This window comes from Pseudomonas sp. LARHCG127 (genome assembly GCF_052871455.1).
Genome location: NZ_JBIXJT010000012.1, coordinates 114,555 through 130,840 on the forward strand (window position 1 = coordinate 114,555; position 16,286 = coordinate 130,840).

The 16,286-nt window shown below is 62.0% G+C and carries 14 protein-coding genes; 2 read left to right on the forward strand and 12 right to left on the reverse strand.

Annotated elements, in window-relative coordinates; genetic code table 11:
- Nucleotides 1-183: 183 nt before the first annotated feature.
- The 5 genes from fabG to ACIPQ1_RS20640 form a co-directional block, all read right to left on the reverse strand.
- Nucleotides 184-927 carry a 3-oxoacyl-ACP reductase FabG gene (fabG, locus tag ACIPQ1_RS20620; protein WP_186707194.1) on the reverse strand — a complete coding sequence of 248 codons (744 nt, stop codon included), beginning with the start codon at nucleotides 925-927 and terminating at the stop codon, nucleotides 184-186.
- Between the two features lie 15 nt (nucleotides 928-942).
- Complete coding sequence (fabD, locus tag ACIPQ1_RS20625) at nucleotides 943-1,881, reverse strand: ACP S-malonyltransferase (protein WP_186707193.1); 939 nt, start codon at nucleotides 1,879-1,881, stop codon at nucleotides 943-945.
- 123 nt (nucleotides 1,882-2,004) lie between these two features.
- Nucleotides 2,005-3,015 (reverse strand): phosphate acyltransferase PlsX, encoded by a 1,011-nt coding sequence (plsX, locus tag ACIPQ1_RS20630; protein WP_411385287.1) that lies wholly within the window; start codon nucleotides 3,013-3,015, stop codon nucleotides 2,005-2,007.
- A gap of 4 nt (nucleotides 3,016-3,019) precedes the next feature.
- On the reverse strand, nucleotides 3,020-3,202 hold the full coding sequence (gene rpmF, locus ACIPQ1_RS20635) for a 50S ribosomal protein L32 (RefSeq protein ID WP_003179396.1): 183 nt from the start codon (nucleotides 3,200-3,202) through the stop codon (nucleotides 3,020-3,022).
- A gap of 13 nt (nucleotides 3,203-3,215) precedes the next feature.
- Nucleotides 3,216-3,743, reverse strand: coding sequence for a YceD family protein (locus ACIPQ1_RS20640; RefSeq protein ID WP_003204262.1), 528 nt, complete (start codon nucleotides 3,741-3,743; stop codon nucleotides 3,216-3,218).
- A gap of 105 nt (nucleotides 3,744-3,848) precedes the next feature.
- On the opposite strand from ACIPQ1_RS20640, the gene ACIPQ1_RS20645 reads away from it, so the two are divergent.
- Nucleotides 3,849-4,427, forward strand: coding sequence for a Maf family protein (locus ACIPQ1_RS20645; protein WP_446534712.1), 579 nt, complete (start codon nucleotides 3,849-3,851; stop codon nucleotides 4,425-4,427).
- 135 nt (nucleotides 4,428-4,562) lie between these two features.
- Here ACIPQ1_RS20645 and ACIPQ1_RS20650 read toward each other — a convergent pair whose 3' ends face one another.
- The 3 genes from ACIPQ1_RS20650 to rluC are packed head-to-tail and all read right to left on the reverse strand — an operon-like array spanning nucleotide 4,563 to nucleotide 7,180.
- Nucleotides 4,563-5,552: a S49 family peptidase gene (locus ACIPQ1_RS20650; RefSeq protein ID WP_250962543.1), complete on the reverse strand. Its 990-nt coding sequence runs from the start codon at nucleotides 5,550-5,552 to the stop codon at nucleotides 4,563-4,565.
- A 19-nt stretch (nucleotides 5,553-5,571) separates the two neighbouring features.
- On the reverse strand, nucleotides 5,572-6,234 hold the full coding sequence (locus ACIPQ1_RS20655; protein WP_186707189.1) for an HAD-IA family hydrolase: 663 nt from the start codon (nucleotides 6,232-6,234) through the stop codon (nucleotides 5,572-5,574).
- A complete protein-coding gene (rluC, locus tag ACIPQ1_RS20660; protein ID WP_060743156.1) occupies nucleotides 6,224-7,180 on the reverse strand; it encodes a 23S rRNA pseudouridine(955/2504/2580) synthase RluC in 957 nt (318 codons plus the stop codon). The genes ACIPQ1_RS20655 and rluC overlap by 11 nt, the downstream gene beginning before the upstream one ends.
- Before the next feature lie 699 nt (nucleotides 7,181-7,879).
- On the opposite strand from rluC, the gene rne reads away from it, so the two are divergent.
- Nucleotides 7,880-11,077, forward strand: coding sequence for a ribonuclease E (rne, locus tag ACIPQ1_RS20665; RefSeq protein ID WP_446534713.1), 3,198 nt, complete (start codon nucleotides 7,880-7,882; stop codon nucleotides 11,075-11,077).
- A 733-nt stretch (nucleotides 11,078-11,810) separates the two neighbouring features.
- Here the strand turns inward: rne and ACIPQ1_RS20670 are convergent.
- Genes ACIPQ1_RS20670 through ACIPQ1_RS20685 form a run of 4 tightly spaced genes read right to left on the reverse strand, consistent with a single transcriptional unit; the run spans nucleotide 11,811 to nucleotide 16,175 of the window.
- The gene (locus ACIPQ1_RS20670; protein WP_446534714.1) at nucleotides 11,811-12,401 is read right to left on the reverse strand and encodes a nucleotidyltransferase family protein; all 591 of its coding nucleotides are present in this window, start codon (nucleotides 12,399-12,401) and stop codon (nucleotides 11,811-11,813) included.
- Between the two features lie 20 nt (nucleotides 12,402-12,421).
- On the reverse strand, nucleotides 12,422-13,393 hold the full coding sequence (locus ACIPQ1_RS20675; protein ID WP_411385290.1) for an XdhC family protein: 972 nt from the start codon (nucleotides 13,391-13,393) through the stop codon (nucleotides 12,422-12,424).
- Nucleotides 13,393-15,708 carry a molybdopterin cofactor-binding domain-containing protein gene (locus ACIPQ1_RS20680; RefSeq protein WP_446534715.1) on the reverse strand — a complete coding sequence of 772 codons (2,316 nt, stop codon included), beginning with the start codon at nucleotides 15,706-15,708 and terminating at the stop codon, nucleotides 13,393-13,395. The genes ACIPQ1_RS20675 and ACIPQ1_RS20680 overlap by 1 nt, the downstream gene beginning before the upstream one ends.
- A complete protein-coding gene (locus ACIPQ1_RS20685) occupies nucleotides 15,705-16,175 on the reverse strand; it encodes a (2Fe-2S)-binding protein (RefSeq protein WP_250962537.1) in 471 nt (156 codons plus the stop codon). The genes ACIPQ1_RS20680 and ACIPQ1_RS20685 overlap by 4 nt, the downstream gene beginning before the upstream one ends.
- Nucleotides 16,176-16,286: the final 111 nt, after the last annotated feature.

Sequence of the window (16,286 nt, forward strand, 5' to 3'; positions counted from 1 at the left end):
TTCACTCCTAATGGACAAATTCAGGCAGCTGGCCGGTGGGTAAGTGTATAGAAGAACTTTTCGGTTTTTCAACCGAAAGCTTCACTCCTCAAACCCAGCGGCCCGCCGTCTATAAATTGATTGCAGCTTTATAACGGATTTTAGACAGCTCGTATGACATTTTTTTGAAGCAATCCGTCACATTTAACTCATGTACATCCCGCCGTTCACCGGGATTGTAGCCCCGGTCACGTATGCCGCACCGTCCGAAGCAAGAAAAGCGACCACGGACGCGATTTCTTGAGCTTGCCCCAGACGACCCAGCGGAATCTGCGTCAACAAGGCTTCACGCTGTGCTTCCGGCAGTTCACGGGTCATGTCGGTGTCGATGAAACCCGGTGCAACCGAGTTTACCGTAATCGAGCGCGAACCCACTTCACGCGCCAGCGCACGGCTGAAACCTTCCAGACCGGCCTTCGCCGCAGCATAGTTTACTTGGCCTGCGTTGCCCATGGCACCCACAACCGAGCCGATACTGATAATTCGACCCCAGCGCGCCTTGGTCATGCCACGCAGAACGCCCTTGGACAGCCGGTACAGACTGTTCAGGTTGGTGTCGACCACGTCGAACCATTCGTCATCTTTCATGCGCATCATCAGGTTATCGCGGGTGATACCGGCATTATTGACCAGGATCGCCGGCGCACCGAACTGCGCCTGAATGCTCGCCAGCACCGCCGCAACGGATTCGTCGCTGGTGACGTTCAGCTCAAGGCCGGTGCCCTGGATGTCGTTTTCCTTCAGGGTCGCAGCGATACGCTCGGCGCCCGAAGCGGAAGTCGCGGTGCCGATGACGATGGCGCCTTGACGACCCAGTTCCAGGGCAATGGCCTGGCCGATGCCACGGCTTGCACCGGTCACCAGTGCAACTTTACCTTGCAGACTCATGCAAGCTTCTCCTGTTCAGGCCTGCGCTGCACGGGTGGCAGCGAAGGCATCTGGGGTATTGAGGTTGGAAGTCGACACGCCTTCGGCGCAGCGTTTGTTCAGGCCTGCCAGCACTTTGCCAGGACCGCATTCGACCAGTTCGGTCGCGCCCTTGGCTGCCAGGGCCTGTACCGATTCGACCCAGCGAACCGGCTTGTAGAGTTGTTCCAGCAGATCACGCTTGAGGGTCTCGAGATCTGGCGCCACGTTGGCGCTGACATTCTGCACCACGGGAATCTGCGGAGCCTGCCAGTCGATGGCAGCGATGGATTCGGCAAAGCGCTCGGCGGCCGGACGCATCAGCTCACAGTGCGACGGCACGCTGACCGGCAGCGGCATGGCACGCTTGGCACCACGAGCCTTGCAGCCTTCGATGGCACGCTCGACAGCCGCCTTGGCACCGGCGATGACTACCTGGCCCGGGGAGTTGAAGTTCACCGCGCTGACCACATCGCCTTGCGCCGCTTCGGCACAGGCAGCGAGCACATCAGCGTCTTCCAGCCCCAGGATCGCGGCCATGCCGCCCTGCCCGGCCGGAACGGCTTCTTGCATCAACTGGCCACGACGCTCCACCAGTTTCACCGCGGCGCCCAGGCTCAGGCTGCCAGCGGCCACCAGGGCGCTGTATTCGCCCAGGCTGTGACCGGCGACGAACGCCGGGCGCGCGCCGCCTTCAGCCAGCCACAAGCGCCACAAGGCGATCGAGGCGGTGAGGATGGCCGGCTGGGTTTTATCGGTTTGATTGAGCTGCTCTTCCGGCCCTTGCTGGGTCAATGCCCACAGGTCATAGCCGAGCGCATCGGAAGCTTCTTTGAATGTTTCGAGGACCAGCGGGTATTGCGCGCCCAGCTCGGCCAGCATGCCGAGGGACTGCGAGCCCTGTCCTGGAAAGACGAATGCGAGGGAAGCAGACATGAAAACAAAGCCCCTAATGATCTTGTCGTCAAAAATTGACGCCCCTGGGGGCGCTAGCAAACTGAAAGTTGGATGGCGGGTTGAACCGACCGGTCACATTTAAGCATTGTCGGACGAAAACGCCTAAGTTAACAAATCCTCGAGGCGACCGTGCAAACGCTCCGGCAGGTTCTCCTGGATCTCGATCACCGCTCGGTTGATCGCACTTTGGAAACCCTGCACGCCCGCCGATCCGTGACTCTTGATCACGATACCTTGCAGCCCGAGGAAACTCGCTCCGTTGTGCCGCGCCGGCGCCAGGTCCGCCTGCAACCGGCGCATCAACGGCAGCGCCAAGGCGCCGACCACCCGCGAGGCGAGGCTTTGCCTGAACAAGGTTTCGATGCGCTGGCCGATCATGGTGGCCAGCCCCTCGCTGGATTTGAGCAGGATATTGCCCACGAAGCCATCACAGACCACCACATCAGCCTCGCCACGGTACAAGCCATCGCCCTCGACGAAACCGATGTAGTTGATACCCCGCGCAGCCTGCAACAATGTGGCCGCCAGTTTTACCTGCTGATTGCCCTTGATGTCTTCGGTGCCGATATTCAACAGCGCCACGCGAGGACGCACGATGCCCAGGGTTTCAGCCGCGACCGAGCCCATCACCGCAAATTGCAGCAAATGCTCGGCACTGCAGTCGACGTTCGCCCCCAGGTCGAGCAACTGACAGAACCCACGCTGGGTCGGGATCGCCGCCACCATCGCGGGCCGGTCGATACCCGGCAAGGTCTTGAGGACGTAGCGCGACAGTGCCATCAGCGCACCGGTATTGCCGGCGCTGACACAGGCCTGGACCTTGCCATCGCGCAGCAGCTCAAGGGCCACCCGCATCGAGGCGTCAGGCTTGCCGCGCAGGGCCTGGGCTGGCTTTTCGTCCATGGCGATGATTTCAGACGCCGGGACAATCGTCAGGCGCGCGCGATCCACAGCCGATTGGCCGCTGAGCATGTCTTCCAGGAGAGGGGATTGACCGACGAGGGTCAGGTGCAGCGAGGGAGTAGCATTCAGGCAAGCAAGGCTGGCCTGAACAATGCTGCGGGGACCGAAGTCCCCGCCCATTGCGTCAATCGCGATGACTTGAGCGGACAAGTGATTACTCGTCGGCGCCCTTGTCGATCACTTTACGGCCACGGTATACGCCTTCTGGCGATACGTGGTGACGCAGGTGAACTTCACCGGTGGTCTTTTCTACGGACAGGGTGCTAGCCTCGAGAGCGTCGTGCGAACGGCGCATGTCACGGGCAGAGCGGGATTTTTTGTTCTGCTGAACAGCCATAATTGATTAACTCCTAAACGTTTGGGTCACGCTTTAACTGCGCCAATACACTGAACGGGTTGGACCGCGTTACCTCGTCCTCGCTCGGTTCGGGCTCATCTGCTCCCGCCGGCTGCTGGCATTCTTCCGGATGATGAGCAGGCACAATGGGCAAGGCGAGCAGAAGCTCCTCCTCGATCAGTGACTGCAGATCCAATGGATCTTCGCCCAGTTCCAGCACGTCATAACCTTTCGGCAACGACTGGGTATTCGCACCCTCCTTCACCACGGCGTAACTGCATTCGCTGTGGATCGGCAGGGTGACCAGCTCAAGACAACGCTGGCAAACCATTTTGACTTCGGTGTCGATAAAGCTGTGGATAACCACAGATTTACGTTCATCTCGTTCAAAAACGAATTTGGCCTGGACCGTACCGACATCGTCGGAAAGCGGGTCGCAGAGTCTCTTCAAATCGGCCAGCAGCAGTTCACCTTGAAGGGTGGTGCCACGGTCAGCCAATTTGCGCGGGTCAACGTGAGGTGGAATCGGGTCATTCAACATAGGCGCAGCATTATAGGGATGCCCCCAGCCATGTCAAAGGAAATTCAGCCCTGTCCGTCACTTGCGTGCCTCGCTAGAATTCACCCCTGCCTCCTGGAGACGTCCATGCTGCCTTTATTACTTGCCTCGAGCTCGGTCTATCGCCGGGAATTGCTTGCCCGCCTGGGACTGCCGTTCGTCTGCAGCTCACCCGATATCGACGAAAGCCATCGCCCCGGCGAGCCCGCCGTCGAGCTGGTCAAGCGCCTGGCCCGGGAAAAAGCCCTGGCGCTGGCCGACAGCCATCCGGCACACCTGATCATCGGTTCAGACCAGGTCGCCGTGCTCGGCGAGCGCATCCTGGGCAAACCCCACATCTTCGACAATGCTCGCGAGCAACTGCTGGCCGCCAGCGGCACCAGGGTCACGTTCCTGACCGGCCTCGCACTGCTCAACAGCCAGACCGGCGCCTGCCAGGTCGATTGCGTTCCGTTTACCGTCAACATGCGCACCCTGGATCCTGGGCGCGTCGAACGCTACCTGCGCACTGAACAACCCTACGACTGCGCCGGCAGCTTCAAGGCCGAGGGGCTTGGCGTAAGCCTGTTCCAGAGCACCGAAGGGCCAGACGCCACCAGCCTGATCGGGCTGCCGTTGATTCGTCTTGTGGATATGTTGCTGGCCGAGGGCGTGCAGGTTCCCTAGCGCTAAAATCCGTGGCGAGGGAGCTTGCTCCCGTTCGGTTGCGCAGCGACCGCAAAATCTGGGGCCGCTTCGCAGCCCAACGGGAGCAAGCTCCCTCGCCACAGGGGAACTTGCACCCACTATATCGCGAGACGCCTAGCGCAGCGTAGGCCCCTGGAACCCCATCCACATCGCCAGATGCTGGGCGACACTGGCACCCAGCTTCTTCGAGAAGCGGTCGATCGGTGACTCTTCGACGGTGAAATCCACCAACTCTTTCTCACCAATCACATCCCGAGCCACGGAACTGGCGCTGCCCAGGCCATCGATCAAGCCCAGCGGCAACGCCTGCTCGCCCGACCAGACCAGCCCGGAGAACAACTCTGGATGCTCTTTGTCTTTCAGACGCTCGCCCCGCCCTTTCTTGACGCTGGCGATGAACTGTTTATGGGTGGTGTCGAGCACACCCTGCCAGAACGCCGTTTCCTCAGGTTTTTGCGGCTGGAACGGATCAAGGAAGGATTTGTGCTCGCCCGCGGTATAGACCCGACGCTCCACCCCAAGCTTGCCCAGCGTCTCGACGAAGCCATAACCGGCCGCCGTTACGCCAATGGAACCCACCAGGCTGGCCTTGTCGGCGTAGATCTGGTCCGCCGCACTGGCGATGTAATAGGCACCGGAGGCGCCGAGATCGGCAATCACCGCGTAGAGCTTGATGTCCGGGTGCGCGGCACGCAAACGAACGATTTCGTCATAGACGTAGCCGGCCTGTACCGGACTGCCGCCCGGGCTATTGATGCGCAGCACCACCCCTTTGACTTTCGAGTCTTCGAACGCAGCTCGCAGGCTACCGATGATGTTGTCCGCGCTGGCCGCTTCCTTGTCGGCGATCATGCCTTCGATATCGATGACCGCCGTATAGGCTGCACCGCCTCCCGGACTCGTTTTCCCGTCAACCGCCTGGTAGATCATCGCCAAGCCGAAAAACAGATAGATAAAGACCAGGCACTTGAAGAAGATCCCCCACCGGCGCGCACGACGCTGCTCTTCCACCCCGGCCAGCAGGGTCTTTTCCAACAGCTTCCAGCTTTTTTCGTCACCGTTGTCAGCGCTCGCTTTGGCCGGTGCCTTCCATTCATCGGTCATACATGCATCCTCAACAGACTTAATCAGCGCGCCGGCTCAGCCAGGCGTGCAATTCAGGAAAATGGTCGATCGCCAGTCGCGGCTCGAACGCCTTGAGCGCCTCGATGGACTGCGCACCATAGCTGACAGCCACCGAACCCATGCCGGCGTTACGCGCCATCTGCAGGTCGAACGAGGAATCCCCCACCATCAACGCCTGCGCAGGCTCCACCCCACAATGGGCCAGTATCTGCTCGAGCATCAACGGATGCGGTTTGCTGGCCGTCTCATCGGCGGCACGAGTGATATCGAAATAATCATCCCAACCATGGGCCTTCAATACCCGATCCAGCCCCCGACGAGCCTTGCCGGTCGCGACCGCCAAGCGATAACCCTCGCCTTTCAAGGTTTCAAGGGTATGAACCACGCCCTCGAACAACGGCGAAGGCTCAGCCTCCAGCGCAATGTAGTGATCGGCATAGTGCTGGCGAAAAACCACCAGCGCATCGTCATCGATATCCGGATACAAGCTGCGAATCGCTTCCGGCAATCCCAGGCCGATGATGCCCTTCACTGCAAAATCGTCGCACCGGGCCAAACCGGAACGATCCGATGCGACATGCATCGCTTCGACAATCCGACCAACAGAGTTCGCCAGAGTGCCGTCCCAATCGAAGATCAGCAATTTGTAGTCAGGATGCACTCAACCGCTCCACGGTCTTGGCCCACATGTCATCCACCGGGGCCTGCAACTTCAGCTCGCCACCATCGGGCAGCGGCACGGTGAGCATATAGGCATGGAGAAACAGGCGCTTGCCGCCCAGGTCGCGGATTTCCTTGGTGAAATCGTCGTCGCCATATTTGCTGTCACCGGCAATGCAGTGGCCGGCGTGCAGGGTATGGACGCGGATCTGGTGCGTACGCCCAGTCACCGGCTTGGCCTCGACCAAGGTGGCGAAGTCGTCGAAACGGCGCAATACCTTGAACACCGTCAGCGCCTCCTTGCCCTCCTCGTTGACTTCCACCATGCGCTCGCCGGAACGCAGGTTGCTCTTGAGCAGCGGCGCACGGACCTGCTTGATGGAGGTCTCCCAGCGCCCACGCACCAGCGCCATGTAGCGCTTGTCGACACCATCGCCGCGCAACTGCTCGTGCAGGTGGCGCAACATGCTGCGTTTCTTGGCAATCATCAGCAGGCCGGAGGTGTCGCGGTCGAGGCGATGGACCAGTTCCAGTTCCTTGGCGTCCGGACGCAACTGACGAAAGGCTTCGATCACGCCGAAATTCAGGCCGCTGCCGCCGTGGACCGCAATGCCCGCGGGCTTGTTGATTACGATCAGGGCCTTGTCTTCATAGACGATCGAGGCTTCAAGGCGTTGCAACAATCCCTGGGCCAGGGGCACCGGCTCATCGCGTTCGGGCACGCGAACCGGGGGCACGCGCACGATGTCGCCGGCCTGGAGCTTGTATTCAGGCTTGATCCGACCTTTGTTCACTCGCACTTCGCCTTTGCGCAAAATGCGGTAGATCAAGGTCTTGGGCACGCCTTTGAGCCGGGCCAGCAGGAAATTATCGATTCGTTGGCCGGCATATTCCGGCGAGACCTCGAGCAGTTGAACGCCAGGGGTCGAAGGGGCAGTAGTTGTCATGGCGGCGATCATAACAATTTTTTATGGAATTGAAGCACTTAATCATTGCTGCTATAGTCGCGAACGCCGCCAAAAGTGGCTGGACAGTGGACCAGCGGTCAAAAACCGGCCCTGACCAACGCAATTCACGAGGACGAGAGGCCGTCCTACGGGGCTTTCGCTACGTAACGGTAGAGTTTTCAGGTGTAACGAGCGCAGGTGACATGAGGCCTGAGATACGCCGCAAAGCAGAGTTTTGACTCGCTTTGCGCGCCACATTCACGGCCAGTTCACAAAGTGCAGTCAGCTGCGAACGACCCCGAGCGAGAGCTTCGGAAACAACGCCTAAATTAGCCATGATGCGTGACCTCCCCTTCCGGAGCTCACGGTAAATGCCAACCCGCTGCGGATTCTGCGCGCGGCAGCACCCGAATTATCAGGGATACGTGTAGGGTGGAGACGTACAACCGTCGGACTGTGTAGCACTAGGCTTATATTTAGACGCTTCATCTCGTCCACAGACGCCGGTTGATTCCTCCTCCTGACTGAGTGCTTGAGTACCAGCAAGCAGGACGCGTCCGTCGCGACTTCGCCATCATTGGGCCGAACTCGCTGGACACTGGAATGGCCTTGCCACCTCCAGGACGCACCTGACACCGACCGTGAGAAGTCGTGTGTGCCGAACGCCGTTTCCGGCAGCCCGGAAACCGACGGTACTACATGAAAAGAATGCTGATTAACGCAACTCAACCCGAAGAGTTGCGTGTTGCACTGGTAGACGGCCAGCGCCTCTACGACCTGGATATCGAATCCGGTGCACGCGAGCAGAAGAAGGCCAACATCTATAAAGGCCGGATTACTCGCATCGAACCAAGCCTTGAGGCTGCCTTTGTCGATTTCGGCTCCGAGCGCCACGGCTTCCTGCCCCTCAAAGAAATCTCCCGCGAATACTTCAAGAAGGCCCCTGAAGGCCGCGTCAACATCAAGGACGTCCTGAGCGAAGGCCAGGAAGTCATCGTCCAGGTCGAAAAAGAAGAACGTGGCAACAAGGGCGCCGCCCTGACCACCTTCATCAGCCTGGCCGGCCGTTACCTGGTCCTGATGCCGAACAACCCGCGTGCCGGCGGCATCTCCCGTCGCATCGAAGGCGAAGAGCGCAACGAACTGCGTGAAGCCCTCAATGGCTTGGTCGCACCGGCCGACATGGGCCTGATCGTGCGCACTGCAGGCCTGGGTCGCAGCAGCGAAGAAATGCAGTGGGACCTCGATTACCTGCTGCAACTGTGGACCGCCATCAAAGAAGCCTCGCTGGATCGCTCCGCGCCGTTCCTGATCTACCAGGAAAGCAACGTGATCATCCGTGCCATCCGCGATTACCTGCGCCAGGACATCGGCGAAGTGCTGATCGACAGCGTCGAAGCCCAGGACGAAGCCCTGACCTTCATTCGCCAGGTGATGCCGCAGTACGCCAGCAAGATCAAGCTCTACGAAGACAGCGTTCCGCTGTTCAACCGTTTCCAGATCGAAAGCCAGATCGAGACCGCCTTCCAGCGCGTCGTCGAACTGCCGTCCGGCGGCTCCATCGTCATCGACCCGACCGAAGCCCTGGTGTCCATCGACATCAACTCGGCGCGCGCCACCAAAGGCAGCGACATCGAAGAAACCGCCCTGCAGACCAACCTTGAAGCGGCCGAGGAAATCGCCCGTCAGTTGCGCCTGCGCGACATTGGCGGCCTGATTGTCATCGACTTCATCGACATGACCCCGGCCAAGAACCAGCGCGCCGTGGAAGAAAAGGTCCGTGAATGCCTGGAAGCCGACCGCGCCCGCGTACAGGTCGGTCGTATCTCGCGCTTCGGCCTGCTGGAAATGTCCCGTCAGCGCCTGCGTCCATCCTTGGGCGAAAGCAGCGGCATCGTTTGCCCGCGTTGCAACGGCACCGGCATCATCCGCGACGTCGAGTCGCTGTCCCTGGCGATCCTGCGCCTGATCGAAGAAGAAGCCCTGAAAGACCGCACCGCCGAAGTTCGCGCCCAAGTGCCGATCCCGGTGGCCGCGTTCCTGCTCAACGAAAAACGCAACTCGATCACCAAGATCGAACTGCGCACCCGCGCCCGTATCGTCATCCTGCCGAACGATCACCTCGAGACGCCGCACTTCGAAGTGCAGCGCCTGCGCGATGACAGCCCGGAAGCCCACACCAACCAGTCCAGCTATGAAATCGCTGCTGCCGCTGCCGAAGTGGAAGAAGTCCAGCCGGCCGCCGCCACTCGCACCCTGGTTCGCCAGGAAGCCGCGGTCAAGACCGCACCGGCCCGCGCCAACGCTCCGGTTCCGACCGAAGTGGTTGCCCCGGTTGCCGCCCCGGCCGCAGCCCCGGAGCCCAGCCTGTTCAAAGGCCTGGTGAAGTCGCTGGTCAGCCTGTTTGCAACCAAGGAAGAGCCTGCTGCCCCGGCCGCCGTCGCCAAGCCTGCCGCTACCGAGCGTCCGGCCCGCAACGAAGAACGCCGCAACGGTCGCCAGCAAACCCGCAACCGCAACGGTCGTCGCGACGAAGAGCGCAAGCCTCGCGAAGAACGTGCACCGCGTGAAGAGCGCGCGCCACGTGAGCCGCGTGAAGAACGCCAACCGCGCGAAGCCCGTGAGGAAGCGCCAGCCGTAGCCCGCGAAGAACGCGCACCGCGTCCGCCGCGTGAAGAACGCCAGCCGCGCGCACCGCGTGAAGATCGCAAGCCACGTGGCGAGCGTGAAGAGCGTGTTCGCGAACTGCGCGAGCCACTGGATGCAGCCCCGGCCGTGGCTGCTGCCACTGCTGAAGAGCGTCCGGCTCGCCCGCCTCGTGAAGAACGCGCGCCGCGTCCGCCACGTGAGGAGCGCCAGCCTCGCGCTGAGCAGGCAGCCGCCGCTGCCAGCGAAGAAGAAGTGCTGAACGCCGAAGAGCAGTTGCAGGAAGACGGCCAGGACACCGCCGAAGGTGATCGTCCACGCCGCCGCTCCCGTGGCCAGCGTCGTCGCAGCAACCGTCGTGAGCGTCAACGCGACGCCAACGGCAACGTGATCGAAGGTTCGGAAGAGTCCGAGTCCAGCGAAAACGCCGAAGCGCCAAGCGCTGCGGACCTGGCCGCCGGCCTGGCCGTGACGGCGGCCGTTGCCAGCAGCGCGATCAGCGCTCCGGCCGAAGCCCAGGCGCACGAACAAGCCGAACGTGCCACCGCTGCGGTGGAAAGCGCGCCGGTTGAAGCGCCTGCGGTCGAAGCCACCACCCCGGTAGAAGCCACCGCTTCGCCAGAAGTGGAACTCGCACCGACGTCTGAAGCCCAGCCTGAAGCTGAAGCTGAAGTCGCCGCCGAGCCTGCACCGGTCGTCGAGACGCCAGTGGTGGCTGCCGAACCGGTCGTCGAAGCACCGGCCGAGGAAAAGGCACCCGAGCCTGTCCGCGAAGAGCAGACGGCGTTCAACTGGACCGCCGAGCCAGCCGCACCGGCACCGGTTGTCGAGCCTGAGCCGGCACCAGAGCCCGTGAAAGCGGTCGAGCCAGAAGTGGTCGAGCCTGCTCCAGTGGTCGAAGCGCCCGTGGTTGCCGAAGCCCCTGCCCCGCTGGAAGAGCCTGCACCGGCCAGTGCCCTGACCGCGAATGGCCGCGCGCCGAACGATCCACGTGAAGTGCGTCGTCGCAAGCGTGAAGCCGAGCGTCTGCAGAAGGAAGCCGAACAAGCTGCCGCTGCCGCCGCTCAAGCGCCTGCCGCCGAGCCAGCTCCAGTCGTGGAAGAAGTCGCCGAGGCAGCCCCTGCCCCGGTCGCAGAGGCCCCGGTTGAATCGACTCCGACGTTCGACGAACCTCAGCACGTCGCTGAAGAAATCGCACCGCGTCACACTGAAGCCCTGGAAAAAGAGCACGAGCCTAAACCTCACGCCTGATTCCACCGCCCAGTAAAAAGCCCCGCCTGGTAACGCCAGGCGGGGCTTTTTTATGCCTGCAGACTTATCCACAGGGGAACTGGGCCGGACACAAGACTTATATCCGCCGAAGCTCCAATGTGGGAGCGAGCTTGCTCGCGATAGCGTCGTCTCAGCCTGCATCAATGTTGAATGCCAAACCGCTTTCGCGAGCAAGCTCGCTCCCACAATGGACTCGTGGCGAGCACGATACCTGAGAGCAACTCGGAAAAAATGTGGGAGCGAGCCTGCTCGCGAAGGCGCCGGCTCAGCTTGCATCAATGGTAAATGCCAGGCCGCTATCGCGAGCAGGCTCGCTCCCACAGGAGGCCGGGGCCCGGCACAAGGCTTATATCCACTGAGATCCAATGTGGGAGCCGAGCTTGCTCGCGATAGCGTCGGCTCAGCCTGCATCAATGTTGAATGCCAAACCGCTTTCGCGAGCAAGCTCGCTCCCGCAATGTTTATTGTTGATCAATCTGTGCCGTGATGGCTGGGACGCTTTTGTGGCGAGGGAGCTTGCTCCCGCTTGACCGGGCTGGCGCTCCAGTGCGCAGCGCTCATCGCTTTCTGGGGGCCGCTGCGCGACCCAGCGGGAGCAAGCTCCCTCGCCACAGGACCGTGCTGCTCCCAGAGACCTTGTGGGTATCCACCATCACTGCAAATTGACCCTCAGCCATCGCGAGCTTGCTCCCAAAGGGTTTTGCGTCGCCTGTTATTTGAAGGTCAGGGCCTCTGGCACATCGACATCCCACGTCACGCCTGGATCGTCCACCGGTACTTCGACCACCTGCACCCCAGCAAACAATGCCTTGGCGCCACGATCTCCAGTCAACGCCATCAATTTCGGCCCAAACCCACGACCAAATCCCACCGGATGCCCGTACTCCCCTGCCAGGACCGGCACGCTGATCCCATCCTCATGAATCCCCGCCGCCACCTGCTCGATGCTCGACGGCAAGATGAAGGGCATATCGCCCAGCACTATCAGCCAGCCATCAAGATCAGGGCAGGCCTGGACACCCGCGGCGATGCTGTCACCCAGGCCGGGGGAGTCCAGCTCCACGAAATCGCAGCCATAGGCCTGGGCCATGCGTATGGCTTGTGGCCGGTCCTTGCTCGTCACCAACACACGCTTTTCCAGGGAGGCCGGCAGATTCACCAGCACCTGCTCGATCACCGACCGCACGGCGCCGTCACGCCCGGTGCAATCGGCGAGCAATTTATCCTTGTCGGGACCTGCAATCCGGCGGAAACGGCTACCCGCTCCCGCTGCCAGGATGATCACGCCAATCGACTCGCCCATACGTCCTCCTTGCCCATGGCTTACAGCGGCTTTTTCTGCCGCAGCTCCACGCCATTCTTGATGGCCACGATTTCCGCCAGCAACGACAAGGCGATTTCCGCCGGGGTGTGACTGCCGATGTGCAAGCCAATCGGTCCATGCAAGCGTTCAATGGCCTCTGCTGACAAGCCTAGCTGAGCCAGGTTGTCCCGGCGCTTCTGGCTGTTGACCCGCGAACCCAGGGCGCCGACATAAAAAGCCTTGGAGTCCAGCGCCGTGAGCAGCGCCATGTCGTCCAGACGTGGGTCATGGGTGAGGGCCACAATGGCCGTGCGCTCGTCCGTCTGGATGCTCAGCACCGCTTCGTCAGGCATGCCGGAGACGAAGCGCCCATGCTGCTCCTCCCAACCGTAGACGAACTCCTTGCGCGGATCGCAGATCAGCACCTCGAAATCCAGCAGCCGGGCCATTTCCGCCACGTAGCGCGACAGTTGTCCGGCCCCGATCAGCAGCAGCCGCCAACGCGGGCCGTAAATGGCCCGCAACACCTGCCCATCGAACATCAAAGCGTCGGTCTTGCTGGCCGGGGTCAAGACCACGTTGCCGCTGGCGACGGTCAGCTCACGGGCAACGATTTCATGGGCCTCGCAACGCTCCAGCAACTGGGCGACCCAATGCGGATCGCCCACCCGCTCTTCGGTCAGGCGCAGGGTGCCACCGCACGGCAGGCCGAAGCGCGCCGCCTCTTCGCGAGTAACGCCATAGGTGATCAGTTGCACCGGCGGACCGTCCGCCGGAATGCGGCCGTCGTGCAACCGGGCGATCAGGTCATCCTCGACACAACCGCCCGACACCGAACCAATCACCACGCCATCTTCACGCAGGGCCAGCATCGCCCCCGGCGGCCTGGGCGCGGTGCCCCAGGTCTGGACCACGGTGAACAACACCACCCGCTGCCCGGCGCGACGCCATTCAAGCACGCTGCGCAAGACATTCAGATCGACGCTGTCCATCAGGCCTTGGCCTGTTGCCAGCCTTGCAGCTGATAGCGCACAGGCAGGTTACGGATACGCTTGCCCGTGGCGGCGAAGATCGCGTTGCACAAGGCTGGCGCAATCGGCGGCACGCCCGGCTCGCCGACACCGCCCAACGGCACCTCGCCCGGCGGCGTGACCAGATGCACCGCCACTTCCTTGGGCGCCAGGGACATGCGCGCGATTTCATACATATGGAAGTTGTCCTGCTGCACCTTGCCGTCCTTGAAGCTGATCTCGCCCACCATCGCATTGCCCAGGCCCATGACACATGCGCCTTCGAACTGTGAGCGGATGCGTTCGGGGTTGATCTGCGGACCGCAGTCCACGGCGATGTCCGCCTTGTGCACGATCACCGTGCCGTCATCCTTGACCTCGACTTCAATCGCCGCCGCCACGTAGGTGACGAAGCTGTAATGCACCGCCAGCCCCAACCCTCGGCCCTTGGGCAACTCGCGCCCCCAACCGGCCGCCTTCGCAGCGGTTTCCAGCACCGTGCGGATCCGCGCCGTATCGATCGGATAACGCTCGGGGGATTCGCCGTAGTTCCAACTGTCATTGAGGCTATTCGGATCGATCTTGCGGTCCGGGCCCAGCAGCTTGAGGTGGTACTTCAGCGGATCCTGGCCGGCCTTGTGGGCCAACTCGTCAATGAAGCTCTGGATCGCAAAACCATGGGGAATGTTCGACACCGAGCGGTACCAGCCCACCCGGGTATGGGCCGCCGCCTCGGGGTTTTCCAGGCGCAGGTTGGGAATGGCGTAGGCCATGTTGGTCACGCCCATGCCCACTTCGAACGGCGCCTCGTGGGTCATGCCCGGTGCAAACAATGCGGTGATGGTCGGGGCCACGGTGCGATGCAGCCAACCGGAAGGCATGCCGTCCTTGTTCAAGCCAGCCTTCAGGTATTCGGCCGACACGGTGTGGAAATACGAGTGGTGGATATCGTCCTCACGGGTCCACTGCACGCGTACGGCCTGGCCGGGAAATTCCTTGGCGAGCACCGCCGCTTCGACGACAAAATCGGGTTTCGACTTGCGTCCGAAACCGCCGCCCAACAAGGTGATATTCACCGTGACCTTCTCGAAAGGAATGCCCAGGCGCTCAGCGACACGTTCACGAGTGACCTGCGGTGCCTGGCTCGGTGCCCAGGCCTCGCATTGGCCGTCCTTGAACCGGGCGACGGCAACCATCGGTTCCATAGGCGATTGCGACAGGTGCGGCAAGTAATACGATGCCTCCCATGTCGAATCAGCCTTGGCCAGCGCATCGTCGAGGTCGCCGCTGCTGCGCACGACTTTTCCAGGCTTGAGGGCCGCCGCTTCCAACTCCTTGCGATAGGCAATGGAGTCGTAGCCGACATTCGGACCGTCGTCCCACTGGATCTTCAGGGCCTCGCGACCCTTGATCGCCGCCCAGGTGTTCTTCGCCACCACCGCCACACCGCCCAACGGCTGGAACTCCGAGGGCAGCGGTCGCCCTTCAATCGACACCACCTGGACCACGCCCGGCACCTTCAACGCCGCGCTGCTGTCCACGCTCTTGACCTTGCCGCCATAGACCGGCGGACGCGCGATGACGGCATAGAGCATGCCCTCGAAATGCACGTCAGCCCCGAAGACTGCGCGACCGTTGACGATGTCCGCGCCATCGATGGCCCGGCTCGCTTCCTTGCCGATATAGCGGAACTCGGAGGGTTGTTTGAGACGCAAGCTGTCACGGGCCGGCACCGGCAAGGCGCTCGCGGCAGCGGCCAACTCGCCATAGCCCAGTTCGCGCCCCGAAGGCTGGTGCACCACTTTATGCAGCTGGGCACGGCATTCGCCTACTGGCACCTTCCACTGCGCAGCGGCGGCCAGTTCCAGCATGGTCCGGGCGGCGGCCCCGCAACGGCGCATCGGCTCGTACCAGTGACGCATGCTGCGCGAGCCGTCGGTATCCTGGTTGCCGAAACGCGCCTCATCGGCCGGCGCCTGCTTGACCTTGATGAGTGCCCAGTCGGCCTCCAGCTCATCGGCCACGACCATGCTCAGGCTGGTGCGCACGCCCTGGCCCATTTCCGAACGGTTGCAGATCACGGTCACGCTGCCATCGGCGGCAATGCTCACATAGACCTTGGGATCGTCGACCGCGCCATGGGGCATGCCCTCGGCGCCGAATTTCTTCTCTTCGGCAAAGGCATCCGGCAGGCCCCACGTGGCCGCCAGCACCAGCACACCGGTGGCGCTCGCGCCCTTGAGGAAACCACGACGGCTGAGGTTGCTCAGCACGAAATCATCGGGCAAGCGGCTCATGCCTTGGCCTCCTTCAGGTGAGTGGAGGCTTGGCGGATCGCGGTCTTGATCCGGTTGTAGGTGCCGCAACGGCAGAGGTTGCCGACCATGGCTTCCTCGATCTGCTCATCGCTCGGGTTGGGGTTGGTCTTGAGCAGCGCCGTGGCGGACATGATCTGCCCGCCCTGGCAGTAACCACATTGGGCCACAGCGGTATCGAGCCAGGCCTTCTGGACGACTTGCCCGACCGGATCGGCGTGAAGCCCGTCGATGGTGCTGATGGGCTGCCCTTTCACCGAGCCGATCGGCGTGATGCAGCTGCGCGCCGGGGCACCGTCGATGTGGATGGTGCAGGCGCCGCACAGGCCCATGCCGCAGCCGAATTTAGTGCCGTTGTAACCGGCCACATCCCGGATAGCCCACAGCAGCGGCATGTCCTCGGTCACATCCAGTTGATGGTCTTTTCCATTGAGTTTCAGGGTAATCATGGGCACGCCCGCACAGTGATCGAATGATGGGGTCGAGCAATCTGCCGCTGGGTTAGCGGTTCGGTTCGCGCAGACTGGCTCAGGCTGATCAGGCTCTCTTATGCAAGCGCA

Excerpts from the sequence above, each read along its gene's own strand:
- fabG (WP_186707194.1), bottom strand. The coding sequence starts at position 927 with ATGAGTCTGCAAGGTAAAGTTGCACTGGTGACCGGTGCAAGCCGTGGC.
- fabD (WP_186707193.1), bottom strand. The coding sequence starts at position 1,881 with ATGTCTGCTTCCCTCGCATTCGTCTTTCCAGGACAGGGCTCGCAGTCC.
- rpmF (WP_003179396.1), bottom strand. The coding sequence starts at position 3,202 with ATGGCTGTTCAGCAGAACAAAAAATCCCGCTCTGCCCGTGACATGCGC.
- ACIPQ1_RS20640 (WP_003204262.1), bottom strand. The coding sequence starts at position 3,743 with ATGTTGAATGACCCGATTCCACCTCACGTTGACCCGCGCAAATTGGCT.
- ACIPQ1_RS20645 (WP_446534712.1), top strand. The coding sequence starts at position 3,849 with ATGCTGCCTTTATTACTTGCCTCGAGCTCGGTCTATCGCCGGGAATTG.
- ACIPQ1_RS20650 (WP_250962543.1), bottom strand. The coding sequence starts at position 5,552 with ATGACCGATGAATGGAAGGCACCGGCCAAAGCGAGCGCTGACAACGGT.
- rluC (WP_060743156.1), bottom strand. The coding sequence starts at position 7,180 with ATGACAACTACTGCCCCTTCGACCCCTGGCGTTCAACTGCTCGAGGTC.
- rne (WP_446534713.1), top strand. The coding sequence starts at position 7,880 with ATGAAAAGAATGCTGATTAACGCAACTCAACCCGAAGAGTTGCGTGTT.
- ACIPQ1_RS20670 (WP_446534714.1), bottom strand. The coding sequence starts at position 12,401 with ATGGGCGAGTCGATTGGCGTGATCATCCTGGCAGCGGGAGCGGGTAGC.
- ACIPQ1_RS20675 (WP_411385290.1), bottom strand. The coding sequence starts at position 13,393 with ATGGACAGCGTCGATCTGAATGTCTTGCGCAGCGTGCTTGAATGGCGT.
- ACIPQ1_RS20680 (WP_446534715.1), bottom strand. The coding sequence starts at position 15,708 with ATGAGCCGCTTGCCCGATGATTTCGTGCTGAGCAACCTCAGCCGTCGT.
- ACIPQ1_RS20685 (WP_250962537.1), bottom strand. The coding sequence starts at position 16,175 with ATGATTACCCTGAAACTCAATGGAAAAGACCATCAACTGGATGTGACC.